This window comes from Rhizobium aouanii (assembly GCF_037002925.1).
GTDB lineage: Bacteria > Pseudomonadota > Alphaproteobacteria > Rhizobiales > Rhizobiaceae > Rhizobium > Rhizobium aouanii.
Genome location: NZ_JBAMYD010000009.1, coordinates 158715 through 172810, shown reverse-complemented (window position 1 = coordinate 172810; position 14096 = coordinate 158715). Strand labels below are relative to the sequence as shown.

Here is a 14096-nt window from a genome sequence, read left to right as displayed (position 1 = left end):
AATGACGTTTACGACCGAAGATCTGCAGCGCTTGTTTGCCGCGATTGCCGAGGATATCGCGGCGGAACGAGATCAACTTTGCGAACTGGACGGTGCGATTGGCGATGGGGATCACGGCCTTGCCATGGATGCGGGCTGCCAGGCCGCGGCGAAAGCGGTCGGCGAGCTTGACGCCGAGATCGCCCCGACAGCCGCATTCAACGTCGCGGCTAAGGCATTCCTGAATGCGGTCGGCGCTTCGTCCGGCCCCTTATATGCCACGGCCTTCATGCGCGCCGGAGCAGCCGCCAAAGACAAGCAGACATTGAGCGATGACGACTTCCTGCGTGTCTTTGCGGCAATGGCGCAGGGAATCCAGGAACGCGGAAAGGCCGAGCCCGGTGAAAAGACGATGGTTGACGCCTGGAAGCCCGCGGCTGACGCGGCACTCGACGCCTGGCAGTCGGGAAAGCCCCTCCCCCAATGCTTCGAGGCAGCCGAGCGGGCAGCGCGGGCAGGCTGTGAAGCGACCAGCAACATGACGGCGGCCAAGGGACGGGCTTCGCGATTGGGGGACCGCGTGATCGGGCACATCGATCCCGGTGCCGCCTCGGCCGTCATCATCATCGCCGCAATGGCAAAATTTGCGCAGCGCGGCAATGGTTAGCTCATCATACCAGTTGACATGTCGATGACTATCTGCAACAAGGGGCCGGCTTTACAAGAGGAGGACGGTAATGCTGACCCTTTCTGCGAAATTGAAGACTGCGAGCATCGTGGCGATCGCCGTGGCGTCACTATCGGCCACGCCGGTTCTTGCGGAAGACATCACGCTTTGGACCCTCAACTTCGACAACAATGCTGCCAACACGGCTCTGAAAAAGGTGGCCACCGACTTCGAAGCGGCAAACCCCGGAACGCATGTCGAGATCGTTCAGCGCGCCGTCGACGAGCACAAGACCGCCCTGCGCGTCGCTGCTGGCTCCGACAAGGGACCCGACATCTATTTCAGCTGGGCCGGCCTCGGTCTCGGTGGTGAGTATGTCAAGGCCGGTCTGTCCCTGCCCCTCGACAAATACTATGCCGAGTATAAGTGGAGCGACGAATTGTTGCCCTCGGCAGCGGCTTTTGCCGACCTCTATCCCGGCGGCAAGCACGGCGTCCCCTTCACCTTCAAGGGCGAGGCCGTCTATTACAACAAGAAGCTCTTCGAACAGGCTGGTATCACGGAAGAGCCGAAGACCTACGAGGAACTCCTTGCCGCAGCCGATAAGCTGAAGGCCGCCGGCATTCCCGCCTTCACCTTCGGCGGGACGGTCAACTGGCACGTCATGCGCCTCATGGACGTTATCCTTGAAACGAAGTGCGGCGCTGAAAAGCACGACGCGCTGAAGGCGATGACGCTGGACTGGACCAAGGAACCCTGCACGGCGGACTCATTCGCAGAATTTGCGAAATGGACGAAGGACTATACGCTGCAGCCATTCATGGGCATCGACAATAAACAGTCCTACAGCCTCTTCACCGCGGGCCGTGCGGCGATGATGCTCGAAGGCGACTGGCTGGTCAGCCAGCTTAACGGCTCCGGCGCCAATCTCGACGACTACGGGATTTTCCCCTTCCCGACCAACACCGATCGTCTCTACGGTTTCGCCGAGTACAACTACATCAGCACCAAGAGCAAGAGCCCTGACGTAGCGGCGAAGTTCCTCGACTACTTCCTCTCGACGAAGGTCCAGCAGGATCTGCTTGGCCAGCTGAGTTCGACCTCCGTCAACAAGAACGTACAATATGCCAACCAGAAGCCGCTCGAGGCGGAATGGCTGGGGATCTTCCAGAAATACGGCAAGGTCTACATGAACGGCGATCAGGCGTTCCCGCTCGACGTCACGACGGAGTACTTCCGGGTCATCAACGATGTTGCTTCAGGCAACACCGAGCCCGCCGAGGCGGCCAAGCAGCTGCAGAGCTTCATCGCCAGCAGAACCTGATTCCTCCCGAGGTGCCAGTCGATCGACCCAGCGGTCGATCGACTGGCACATTCTTTCATCAGCTGGCAGCCGCATCACTGCCAGGAGGAAAGCATGTCACTTCGACAATCGACACATGATCCGCGCGTACAAGCGCTCATCCTGCTCGTGCCGGCCCTGGCAATCTATGCCGTCTTCGCCCTCTACCCGATGCTCAACGTCGTGATCCTGAGCTTTCAGAAATGGAACGGGCTCGATCCCAATCGGCACTTCGTGGGGATTGCGAACTACCAGGCGATATTCACGAAGGATCCTGTCTTCTGGGTTGCCTTCCGCAATACCGTCATCTGGACCTTGATGAGCCTGATCTTTCCCCCGATGGTCGGACTGCTGCTGGCGCTTAGCCTCAATCAGAAGATATTCGGCCGCAATGGCCTCAGGGCCATCTTCTATCTGCCGGTCATCATCGCGCCGATCGCGGTGGCCACCATGTGGAAGTGGATGTACGATCCGTTCTTCGGCCTTTTCAGCCAGCTGCTCACTTCGTGGGGCATGCAGGGCTGGATCAATGACTGGCTGGGCAACAGGGATATCGCCCTTTATTCCGTTTTCGTCGCCTATCTCTGGCAGACGGTCGGCTTCTCGATGGTCCTGTTTCTCGCGGGCCTGCAGAATGTCTCTCAGACGCTTGTGGAGGCCGCGCGCATCGATGGCGCCGGCCGCTGGGCGGTGTTCAAGCATGTGACATTGCCGGCCTTGCGCCCGACGATCACGATCGTTCTCGTTCTTTCCGTCATCTCCTCCCTGAAGGCCTTCGACATCGTCTATGGCCTCACCGGCGGCGGGCCGGCGCAGTCCACCCAGATGCTGGCGCTCTGGGCGTTCACGCAGGCGATGCAGATCTTCGATTTCGGACGAGGCGCGGCGATTTCGGTCGTGCTGCTGCTGATCACCATGGCCGTCGTCATTCCCTATCTCAAATGGACCCAGAAGCACGAGGAGGTCGAATCGTGACAGCAGTACCGACCGACCAGACCGCGGTGCATCTGCAGGTCGAACCATCGTCGATGAAGCGGGACCCGATTCTGATCGGCCTCTGGATCACGCTTGTTATCGTGGCGCTCGTCTGGGTCGCGCCATTCGTCTTCATCGTCTTCACCTCCTTGAAGACGCCGGCGGCGGTCACGGGCACGGGCGCCTTCGTGCCGCCAACCGAGCTCGCTTTCGAAAACTACAGCGCCGCATGGAGCCGCGGCAACTTCGCAAACTCCTTCTTCAACAGCGTCATCATCACCGTCATCAAGGTGCCGCTCGGGCTGTTCCTTTCGGCGATGGCCGCCTATGCCCTTGCCAAGATCAAGCTGAAGATCACCAAGGCCCTGCTGCTGCTCGTCGTGTTCGGCACGATGATCCCCTTCCAGGTGATGCTTGCGCCGCTCTTCACCCTGGTCAATTCACTCGGCCTGATCGATACCTATCCCGGCGTCATCCTTCCCTACATCGCCTTCGGCGTTCCCTATCAGGTTTTCATCCTGCACGGCTTCTTCAAGAGCATTCCCAAGGAGCTGTCGGAGGCAGCACTGATCGACGGCGCCAGTCACTTCATCATCTTCAGACGGATCTGTCTGCCTGTGTGCCTGCCCGTGCTTGCCGCACTGCTCATCCTCGACTTCGTTTCCACCTGGAACGAATTCGCCATGGCGCTGGTGCTGCTCCAGGATCAGCACATGTGGACCTTGCCGCTCGGCCTGATGTCGTTTCAGGGGCAGTTCTCGAGCAATTACGGCCAGCTCAATGCCGCCATCGTGATGACCGTCCTGCCGGCGACGATCGTCTATCTCATCTTCCAGCGTTACTTCGTCTCTGGCCTGACCTCCGGCGCCGTCAAAGGCTAGGGCCACGAAAAGCATCCACGAGGAGAATATTCTATGTCTGATGCAACAGTCGAAAAATGGGGCGTGTTCGAGGCCTCCTTTGATGGACCCTCCGACGGAAATCCCTATCTCGACGTGGCATTCGATGCCGTATTCACCCACAAGAGCCGCGAAGTTCGCGTGCCGGGCTTTTATGATGGCAACGGCACCTACCGCATCCGCTTCATGCCGGATAGCGAGGGCGAATGGTCGTTTCTGACCCGTTCCAAGACTGCCGTACTCGACGGCAAGACCGGCGCACTGATTGCGACCAGGCCTTCGGCCGGCAATCATGGCCCGGTGCGCGTGCGCAACAAGTTCCACTTCGCCTATGCCGACGGCACCCCGTTCCTGTCCTTCGGGACGACCTGCTATGCCTGGACGCACCAGCCGCTCGACATGCAGAAGCAGACCCTCGAAACCCTCAAGAAGGCCCGCTTCAACAAGATGCGGATGGGCGTGTTTCCGAAGGACTATCCCTATAACGTCAACGAGCCGCTGCACGCCTGCTTCGAGCGCGGGGCGGACGGAAGGGAAGACTTCGACCGTCCGAACCCCGCCTCGTTCCAGCACTTCGAAAAGCAGGTCGCAGCGCTCTGCGAACTGGGGATCGAAGCGGATATCATCATTTTCCACCCCTATGACCGGTGGGGCTATGCCGACATGTCGGCCGAACAGGATTTCCGCTATGTCGAATATCTGGCCGCTCGTCTCGCCGCCTACCGGAACGTCTGGTGGTCGCTTGCCAATGAATATGATTTCCTCATCGATACGAAGCCGATGGAGCAGTGGGATCGCTACTTCCACATCCTGGAAGAGAACGACCCCTACCGGCACCTGCGCTCCATCCATAATGGCGACGTGACGGCGAATTTCGATCACCGCAAGCCATGGGTCACGCACACCTGCATCCAGAACCCTGACGTCAAGCGGACTCAGGAATGGCGCGATGCCTACGGCAAGCCTGTCGTCAACGACGAGCCGGAATATGAGGGCGACATCCTGCAATCATGGGGCAATCTCAATGCGCAGGAGCTCGTCCATCGCTTCTGGATCACGATGGCGCGCGGCGGCTATGCCGGCCATGGCGAAACCTATTCCCATCCCGAGGACCTGATCTGGTGGGCAAAAGGCGGGGAACTGCGTGGCGAAGCGTGGAAGCGCATCGCCTTCCTCCGCGACCTCCTGGAAGCCGATGTCAAGCACGGCCTCGAGCCGCTGGGCATCATCGGCGAATGGCCCTGGTCCCGCGTGTCGGGCGCGCGCGACGGCGACGGCGATTTCCGCCTGATTTATTTCGGCGAGCATCAGCCGGTGATCTGGTCCACGGGCCTGCCGGTCGACAGCGACGATTATGATGTCGATCTCATCGACACGTGGGAGATGACGATCACGCCGGTCGAGAAGGTGGAGGCTCCCGTTCCGCATCCGACACGCCATGGTTCGGTCGTGCGTGGCGGCAAGCCGGACGCGGCCTTCGGCGTGAAAATTCCGCGCAAGCCGTACCAGGCGCTGCGCGTGCGCAGGAAGCGCTAGAAGATGACAAGGGGTGCGAAATGTCTGGCTTGAGCATCAGAAACGTCAAGAAATCCTTCGGCACGGTCGATATCATTCATGGTGTCGACGTCGAGATCGCCGACGGTGAGTTTACCATTCTCGTCGGCCCCTCCGGCTGCGGCAAGTCGACATTGTTGCGCATGATTGCCGGGCTCGAGGATATCACCGCCGGTCAAATCAGCATTGACGGCCGGGTCGTGAACAATCTGCAGCCGAAGGATCGCGATATTGCGATGGTCTTCCAGAACTATGCGTTGTACCCGCAGATGACGGTTTCCCAGAACATGGGATTTGCGCTCGAGCTCGCCGGGGTCAAGCGACCAGAAATCGAACAGAAGGTCGGTGAGGCTGCGGCAATTCTCGGATTGCAGCCGCTTCTCGATCGAAAGCCTGCGCAGCTGTCGGGCGGACAGCGACAGCGCGTCGCCATGGGCCGCGCCATCGTTCGCGATCCGAAAGTCTTTCTTTTCGACGAGCCGCTCTCCAATCTGGATGCGAAACTGCGGGTGAAGATGAGAGCGGAGATCAAGGCTCTGCACCAGCGCCTGAAGACCACGATCGTTTACGTCACCCATGACCAGATCGAGGCCATGACCATGGCTGACAAGATCGTCGTGCTCCACGGCGGTCGGGTCGAACAGATCGGCAGTCCGCTCGAGCTCTACGACCGACCGCGCAACATCTTTGTCGCCGGCTTCCTCGGCTCCCCCGCGATGAACTTTCTCGAGGGAACTCTTGAGGGCGCAGGCAACCCGGCATTGTCGCTGCCGGGTGGGTCACGTGTAGCGCTTTCGCGGGCTCCAGCCAATGCCGCCAACAGACCGTTGACGCTGGGTATTCGTCCCGAAGACATCACCTTTGGTGGCGAAAACGGTGTGGATGCCGTGGTCAAGGTGGTCGAACCCACGGGATCGGAAACCCATGTCGCCGTAGAGCTCGAAGGCAGGGAGCTGACATGGGTCGTTCGCGAACGTGTCGAGCTGGTACCGGAACAGCCGGTGAAGCTTTCTTTCGAAACGGCCAAGGTTCACTTCTTCGACCGGCAGACGCAGCAGCGTTTGAGCGCCTGAAGACGAAAGGCCCGGAGCAAGTCCGTCGAACACGAAACCGGAATTTGACGGCATCGGGCGTGCTTGATGATTCCTCGTCTTCGCAGCGAATTGGCGACTTGTAATCTCTGATCTCGCCGATAGGCTGTTCGTCGAAGACGAGGTAGCCAAAAGACATGCACATTCGAAGAGCCGTCTCCGCCGACGCGGAGGAGCTGAGCAGTCTGTTGAACGAAATCATCCTTGCCGGCGGAACGACCGCACTCGAGACGCCGCTGTCGGCTGCCGAGTTCGCGGACTGGTTCATCGACGGCGAGTTTCCGCTTACCTGTCATGTTGCAGAGCACGATCAGGCGCTCGTCGGCTTTCAATCGCTCAGCTTATACGGCGACCCGCCGAGAGGCGTCGCTGACATCGCGACCTTTGCCCGAATCAGCCCAAGAACTCGCGGCGTTGGCAGCGCTCTTTTCCCGGCAACCCGAGCCGCAGCGGAACAGTTCGGGCTCGAATTCATCAATGCGACCATCCGGGCCGACAATGTCAGCGGGCTTGGTTATTATGCAAAAATGGGCTTCGAGACCTATGACCGGCTGGTCCAGGTTCCGCTTCAGGACGGGACGCCCGTCGACAGGATCAAGAAGCGTTTCAGAGTGGACGCCAGACACCACACGATACCCGAGGCCTGAAACGTGTTCGATGGCGCTGTCGGAGTGCTTGGCATCCAAGGGACCGGACCGGTTCAGCCTTGCCCAGCGTCGCCTGTTGTGAGGGGGCCGATAGGCCGATACTGCCTCAGGCTAGGACTTTGATGTGTGGCGACAAAGTTAAATTTTGTAGCCTGCGGCATATTAACATCATGAAGTAACAAGGTAGTTTTCCATAACGGAAGAGATTTTCGGCTTAACTTCCGTCACGAGTTCCCTCTCGAATGGATCAAGCGTCGGATAGAGATCGATTTGGAGCCGCAAAGACGTAAAAAAGGAACAGATCAAAGCCATGCCCGGAGATTTGCCCATGCCGACTGCGAGGTTCACCGCCGACGAACTGGCGGTGATCCGCCGCGCTTACGCCCACCAGGTGGTGGCAACCGCCGCGACGACGAACCCGCGGATCGAAGCTGCCTTTGCCACCGTCCCGCGCGAAAAATTCCTCGGTGCGCCGCCATGGCAGATCGCCAATCTGGGCGGCGGATATCGCCCCCTCCCCTCCTCCAACTTGGTTCTGGCCTATCAGGACGTGCTATTCGCCCTGCAGCCCGACAAGGGTGTCAACAATGGCAGTCCCTCACTGCATGCCCGGCTCCTGGCAGAGCTGGACATACAAATCGGCGACCGCATCGCTCATATCGGTGCCGGCACCGGTTATTACAGCGCCATTCTTTCCGAGCTTGTCGGCGCTTCCGGTCATGTCTATGCCATCGAGATGGACCTCGATCTGGCTGCCCACGCTCAAGCAGCACTTGCCGATCGCGCCAATGTCAGCGTCATTAACGCTGACGGCAGTCAATGGCCGCAGCAGGAGGTGGATGCGATCTATGTGAACTTTGCCGTCGCGCGGCCCGCGGAACCCTGGATCGAAAGGCTGCGGCCTGGAGGGCGTCTGGTGCTGCCACTCGGCGTACCGCGCCAGGACCGACCGCCCAAGGGCGGCCGTCACGCATCCCATGGTGCTGCACTTCGGATTGAACGCGGCGAGAGTGGATTTGCGGCGCGTTGGATCGGCGCGGCTTATTTCGTCTGCGCCAATGGTGGGCTGTCAATCGATGACAACGAGATCGAGGCGCTGACAGCCGCCTTTAGGCGCGGCGGCGTCGAGTTCGTCAAAAGCCTGCTCTGGAAAACGGAGCCGCGGATAGGACGCTGCTGGTATATCGGCGACCAATGGGCGCTGTGCTATGACGACGCCTGAACCATCCGTGCGGCAGTCGACTGCCTGATCTCAGCGAGGAACGAGAGCGATGTGGTTCAGTTCGCCAAAGAGCTCGACGTTCTCCGAGGCGATACTCCCTTTCGATCGACGCAGTCAGCTCGCCTCGTTTCTGACCGACGGTGCCGTCAACACACCCACATCTGGCGCAAGAGCACGCTCCGCGCAAGCTGGCTATCAGAGCCCTGCCCTATCCGGTGCCGGAGAACCTCCAGCTGAGATTTGTCGGCCTTCACGTTTGATAATCGGACCAAAGGCCAGGATCCGAGCGAGCACAAATCGCCGTTACAGGCAACCTGTCGCCGCCACAGACGCCAGATGCCGGTACATCTTACCAGGAGCGGATCGAGACGCATGGGAAACGAGGTTTCATTGCCCGTCCGCCGGACATTGTCAGAATGACAAAAGCCCGGCGCGGGAGAGGTGCGCCGGGCTTCGATAGGGACCGACAGCCTGGGAGGAGGAGTGCTGTCCGTCGGACCGAAGCGGCTCGGAGGGGTTAAGCGCTTCGGTCTGTCACGAGGTAGTGCCGCAATGCGGCAAATTCAAGCCTAGCGGCCGCGCCGATATCATAGACGAGCCCCAGGCGAATGCAGCCTTTTCTGGCACGCGATTGGATCTGGGCGCGCGGGTTGTCCGCGGACAACTTGGCGAGCGGGGGATCTGGGGCAGCGATTCCCTCCGACTTCCTGCAGGTCGATCTGGTCCACCGCGAAATAGTTGATGGGCGGCGCACCAGGATCGCACTGTGGGTGCGCCAAGAGCCTGCCGCGAGGGAGATCGTCTCAAAGATCGACGACGATCCGTCTTGGCCGCGCAGTGTCCCATCCTTCGCCCGATCAATGATGTGGCCTCACTTATCTCCACCCGACCGACGACCGAATTGGTCGAGGCGTCGAACAAGGCGATCACCAACCTGACAGATCGGTCGCCGATCACCAACGACGGCGACAACAACCACCATTCGCCCACTTGCGAATGCTACGGCCGGCGCTCGGCTATCCGCTGCATCACCCAAGGGTTCAGCCTTTGACCTACAGTCTGCTGCCGTCACGCGCCGCCCTCTCTACCCGAACTGAGGCGGCCGGTGGGAGCCTCGAAGGACGGGGCTGGCCGTCTTCCCGATCAACTCAGCTGGGGCACCCGTTCTGCCGGAGCGCCGCGTTGCCGTTAGTCAGCCAGCTTTTCGTTAAGCGATGAGAGCCATCGATTGCCGCCCCACCATGGGGACGCAAGAGCCGCAAGGACGATGGCGCTGAGGCTGCCCCCATCCTTGCCGTACATCTCTCTCGATGAATGAAACCGAGGCGCCAACAGCCCCGCAATTTTTCGGCTGGACGGCGCTCTTCTCCTTGCCAAACATAGTACAGGCTTCGGCATTGCGGACCTGCCAGAGATCTTCAAGCCGTATACGCCACGCCTGTTCGGCCGGCGTATGAAACCGCTTCGCGATCAAACGACCTGGCGGAAAATCCGGTTGTCCGCGGACAACAACAGGATGAGCCAACGCTGGGCCTTGCAGCTGGGATTTGGGATTTCACCGGGCAAAGGGCGGAGGGTCGGCTGCTCCATCGGCCATGCAGTCGGCTCCTTAGAAGTCGGCCAGCAGCCCGACCGTCGCGCTGTCATGCGTTTCTTCGTACGGCCGAGCGGAAGGGCAGGGGCATCCTTTCATCCTGCAGGATCGGTAGCTCACGGTCGAACCCGTCGGGCGCATCAGCCCACTGCGAACAGGCAGTCGCTGACCTAGAGCACGTCCGTCAGCGCACCGACGCAGCGGCGACTATCGTCGATATGCCTGCGGCAGCGAGCCGAGCATATGTGGGGACAGCGTTGGGTCCACTTTGTCCTGAGATAGCCGACCGTAGAGCCCAGACCGTCCCACATGCCCGAATGGGCGGCGCCCGTCTCCAATACAGGCTTTTGATAGCGTGCAGCCCCGCTGCCAGCCACTGCAGAAGAGCTGCGTTCATCCCCGGCCGATACGCCGGAAGATGTTCCTGCACCTACAAACGGGATGCCGGAGCAGCTCTTGCAGTGCCGGTCGGGGAGGGGCCCCTACCGCAAAGTAGCGCCACGCTGTGTCCGAAGCGGCGCGCACCGCATCCCCACCACCCGGCGCTCAGCTCAGCCCACGCGTGGCCACTTGATCGATTTAAGCGCGTACCGCCGAGACACTATCAAGCAACCACCGACGCCATCGAGATCGCGTCTGCAGGCGGGCATTCTCTCGGTATCACCGACGCTTGCCACGGGGCACACGGAGCGAAAACAATCGGCTCGCAGCCACGGATCGGCATTTGCGCGTTGAAGCCAGAAGCGGCTATTGCACGTCGTTGTCAGCGGCGCTATTGTTTTGCGGACCGATACAGAAAGCATCGTTGCAGATGCCTGATAGGCGCGGGAATCGGGTGACAGCAAGGGCCGAGCGCCGCTTCCGATTTTGGCTCCGCACAGATCTACCCTCTGGCGGCGCCCAAGCACCAGCGTGCAGCAAGGGAACTAAAGCCCTCGTTTGCTTCCGCGAATGGTGATTTGTGCGGCAATATCAATGTATTATGATTTCTGAAACTACGCCATTGGCCTTGCTTTAGGAGATACTGAGCGCAGTGGCGACGCGGCTCAATCGTTTCAATCCCTGCTTCCTCACCCGATTAGGGAAACGGACGATCTCGGTCTTGCATCAAATGTCCGCAGAAAAGCAATGGCTTGCATCCTTTAGCGACGCGCCGCGTTATCTCCGCACTAGATCGGAGACCATCCACATGCGTGATGTGGTTCAACGTAAGAGATTCTCCACCGCGGCTGCAATGATGGCCGCAGCGATCGGCGCGCTTGTCTACATGCAGGCAGTCGAGCGCAGGTCGGCCGCTCCGTCTGCGGGTACTGGCCACGCAGGTGACGATCATGGCCGCAGCGCCAGTACGCCCGAGGCTATCCCTTTCAGCGGCCTTCGCGACGTCTTCTGGCGCGTCTTCCATGAAATTTTAGACGACCGCGTCACTCTCATCGCGGCGGGCGTGACCTTCTATCTCTTGCTGGCGATATTTCCTGCCCTGGCGGCCCTCGTCGCTCTCTATGGGTTGGTTGCCGATCCGGTTACCATATCCGAACATCTTCGCGAGTTGGCTGTCCTCTTGCCACCCGGCGCATTCGATCTTCTTGCCGATCAGATCAAGGCGCTCGTCGAGCGGCGCGACGGCACACTTGGCCTAACCTTTTTCGTAGGCCTCGCGGTCGCGCTATGGAGCACCCATAATGGCACGCTGGCGATATTCGACGCTATGAACGTGGCCTACGAGGAAAAGGAGAAGCGAAGCCTGGTGCGGCTTAATCTGACGGGCCTCTGCTTTACCCTATGTGCGATAGCTTTTGCGATCGTCATGGTGGCCCTCGTTGGTGTGATGCCAGTTGTGCTCTCCTATCTTTGGCTCGATCAATTCAAGGAGCACATGGCTCTTCTCCTTAGGTGGCCGCTGCTTCTGCTCGTGGTTGCGGTGGCCGTCACAATGGTCTACCGCTTTGGCCCAAGCCGGGAGGCTGCCAAGGTCCGGTGGATGACGTGGGGCGCGGTTTTGACCACGATCGCCTGGGCCGCCATGTCGCTCGGCTTCTCTTTCTATCTAGAGAATTTCGCCAATTACAACGCGACATACGGCACGCTCGGGGCGCTGATAGGCTTCCTCATCTGGATCTGGCTTTCCGTCGTCATTCTCATCGTCGGAGGAGAGCTCAACGCAGAACTGGAGCATCAGACCGCGAGGGACACGACGACAGGAACGCCGCTGCCAATGGGAGCGCGAGGCGCCTATGTCGCGGATACTTTGGGCGAGATCAGGAACTGACCGCGAAGATTGCTCCTCTCCTATAGTTTTGATGTATTCTGACATTTCGCCAGTCCCGACACAGGAGACGATGATGACCGCCCCGCATCCTTCCAAAACCCATATCGGCAATCATGCCCTGCATCCCGAAACGCAGATGCTGAATTACGGCTACGATCCGGAACTCTCGGAAGGGGCGGTCAAGCCTCCGGTATTCCTAACCTCGACCTTCGTGTTCAAGACGGCGGAAGATGGCCGCGACTTCTTCGATTACGTGTCTGGCCGCCGCGAGCCGCCCGAGGGGAAGGGGGCCGGCCTCGTCTATTCGCGCTTCAACCATCCGAATAGCGAGATCGTCGAGGACAGGCTCGCCGTCTACGAACGGACGGAAAGCGGCGTGCTGTTTTCATCCGGCATGGCGGCAATCGCCACCACTCTGTTCGCCTTCGTCCGGCCGGGGGATGCGATCCTGCATTCACAGCCGCTCTATGGGGGAACCGAAACGTTGCTGGCAAAGACTTTTCTGAACTTCGGCGTCGCCGCTATTGGGTTTGCCGACGGCGTCAGCGAGGGATCGGTGCAAAAGTCGGCAGAAGAGGCGATGGCCAAGGGTCGCGTCTCTGTCATCCTGATCGAGACGCCTGCCAATCCGACCAACAGCCTGGTCGATGTCGCGATGATCCGACGCGTGGCCGACGCGATCGGTGCAAGACAAGGCCACATGCCGATTATCGTCTGCGACAATACCCTGCTCGGGCCGGTCTTCCAGCGGCCGATCGAGCACGGCGCCGATATCTCGCTCTATTCGCTGACGAAGTATGTCGGTGGTCATTCGGATCTGATCGCCGGCGCCGTTCTTGGTCGCAAGGCGGTGATCAAGCAGATCAAGGCCCTGCGCGGCGCGATCGGCACCCAGCTCGATCCACATTCCTGCTGGATGCTCGGCCGTTCGCTGGAAACGCTGCAGCTGCGCATGGAACGGGCAAATAGCAACGCGCGGGCCGTTGCCGACTATCTGCGCGATCACCCGAAAGTCGAGAAGGTCCACTATCTGCCCTACCACGATCCGGAATCGCCGGCCGGCCGGACCTTCATCGCGCAATGCACCGGCGCGGGCTCCACCTTTTCTTTCGACATTCGCGGCGGTCAGCCTGCCTCGTTCAAATTCCTGAACGCGCTGCAGATCTTCAAGCTCGCGGTCAGCCTCGGGGGCACGGAATCGCTTGCGAGCCATCCGGCCACCATGACGCATTCCGGCGTGCCCGCCGATGTCCGTCAGCGCATCGGCGTTCTGGAATCGACGATCCGCCTGTCGATCGGCATCGAGCATCCGGACGATCTGATCGCCGACCTCGAGATAGCGCTGCAGGCTGCGTGATCGGGGGGCAACGATGCCCGGCGGCGCCGGGCATCGAGTACCACTCTATTTGTCGTCGATCGTCAGTTCCGTCTCGCCGGTGTCCAGCACGAAGACCGCAAGCAGGCGCGCCGGCTTGGTGTCGCTGGCGTTTGCGCTGACGCTGTGGTGATCGCCGGGAAATTCGGCGAAGCTTTCTCCGGCCTTATATGTTTTCACCGGGCCCTCGTTCACCGCACTGCGGATCGCACCTTCGAGAACGGTGGCGTAGATAAAGGCCGAATCCGGATGGGTATGGCCGGGCGAGATGCCGCCGGGCTCATATTCCACCATCACAGCCTTCATGCTCTTGCCGGGAACATTGGGAAGCTTCTGGTCGAAAGCGACGCTTATCTTCGCTTTCCCACCTCCGGCGTGAGCCGGAGTGCCGGCGGCAAGGACAAGCGCGAAGGCCGCTGCCGAGATCATTTTCCTGAGCATGTCTGGTCTCCTCAGTTAATAGAATGGGTCGACGGGCGCAG

At 60.3% G+C, this 14096-nt stretch carries 12 protein-coding genes; 11 read left to right on the top strand and 1 reads right to left on the bottom strand.

What is annotated here, in order from left to right:
- The first annotated feature begins 1 nt into the window (after position 1).
- The 11 genes from dhaL (at position 2) to V8P77_RS17480 (ending at position 13596) form a co-directional block, all read left to right on the top strand.
- Positions 2 to 646 (top strand): dihydroxyacetone kinase subunit DhaL, encoded by a 645-nt coding sequence (dhaL, locus tag V8P77_RS17530; protein WP_335913575.1) that lies wholly within the window; start codon positions 2 to 4, stop codon positions 644 to 646.
- A 70-nt stretch (positions 647 to 716) separates the two neighbouring features.
- The gene (locus V8P77_RS17525; protein WP_335913574.1) at positions 717 to 1970 is read left to right on the top strand and encodes an ABC transporter substrate-binding protein; all 1254 of its coding nucleotides are present in this window, start codon (positions 717 to 719) and stop codon (positions 1968 to 1970) included.
- Positions 1971 to 2063: 93 nt separating this feature from the next.
- Positions 2064 to 2963 carry a carbohydrate ABC transporter permease gene (locus V8P77_RS17520; RefSeq protein WP_335913573.1) on the top strand — a complete coding sequence of 300 codons (900 nt, stop codon included), beginning with the start codon at positions 2064 to 2066 and terminating at the stop codon, positions 2961 to 2963.
- The gene (locus V8P77_RS17515; RefSeq protein WP_335913572.1) at positions 2960 to 3844 is read left to right on the top strand and encodes a carbohydrate ABC transporter permease; all 885 of its coding nucleotides are present in this window, start codon (positions 2960 to 2962) and stop codon (positions 3842 to 3844) included. Before V8P77_RS17520 ends, V8P77_RS17515 begins: the two co-directional genes overlap by 4 nt.
- A gap of 33 nt (positions 3845 to 3877) precedes the next feature.
- A complete protein-coding gene (locus V8P77_RS17510) occupies positions 3878 to 5398 on the top strand; it encodes a DUF5060 domain-containing protein (RefSeq protein WP_335913571.1) in 1521 nt (506 codons plus the stop codon).
- 20 nt (positions 5399 to 5418) lie between these two features.
- On the top strand, positions 5419 to 6489 hold the full coding sequence (locus tag V8P77_RS17505) for an ABC transporter ATP-binding protein (RefSeq protein ID WP_168281254.1): 1071 nt from the start codon (positions 5419 to 5421) through the stop codon (positions 6487 to 6489).
- A gap of 155 nt (positions 6490 to 6644) precedes the next feature.
- Entirely contained in the window at positions 6645 to 7154 is a 510-nt protein-coding gene (locus V8P77_RS17500) for a GNAT family N-acetyltransferase (protein WP_335913570.1), read from the top strand.
- 328 nt (positions 7155 to 7482) lie between these two features.
- Positions 7483 to 8376, top strand: coding sequence for a protein-L-isoaspartate O-methyltransferase family protein (locus tag V8P77_RS17495; protein WP_335913569.1), 894 nt, complete (start codon positions 7483 to 7485; stop codon positions 8374 to 8376).
- Between the two features lie 865 nt (positions 8377 to 9241).
- On the top strand, positions 9242 to 9427 hold the full coding sequence (locus V8P77_RS17490; protein ID WP_335913568.1) for a hypothetical protein: 186 nt from the start codon (positions 9242 to 9244) through the stop codon (positions 9425 to 9427).
- A gap of 1732 nt (positions 9428 to 11159) precedes the next feature.
- A complete protein-coding gene (locus V8P77_RS17485; RefSeq protein ID WP_335913661.1) occupies positions 11160 to 12239 on the top strand; it encodes a YihY/virulence factor BrkB family protein in 1080 nt (359 codons plus the stop codon).
- 73 nt (positions 12240 to 12312) lie between these two features.
- A complete protein-coding gene (locus V8P77_RS17480; RefSeq protein WP_335913567.1) occupies positions 12313 to 13596 on the top strand; it encodes a cystathionine gamma-synthase family protein in 1284 nt (427 codons plus the stop codon).
- A 45-nt stretch (positions 13597 to 13641) separates the two neighbouring features.
- Here the strand turns inward: V8P77_RS17480 and V8P77_RS17475 are convergent, their stop codons facing one another.
- The gene (locus tag V8P77_RS17475) at positions 13642 to 14055 is read right to left on the bottom strand and encodes a cupin domain-containing protein (RefSeq protein WP_335913566.1); all 414 of its coding nucleotides are present in this window, start codon (positions 14053 to 14055) and stop codon (positions 13642 to 13644) included.
- Between the last annotated feature and the right edge of the window lie 41 nt (positions 14056 to 14096).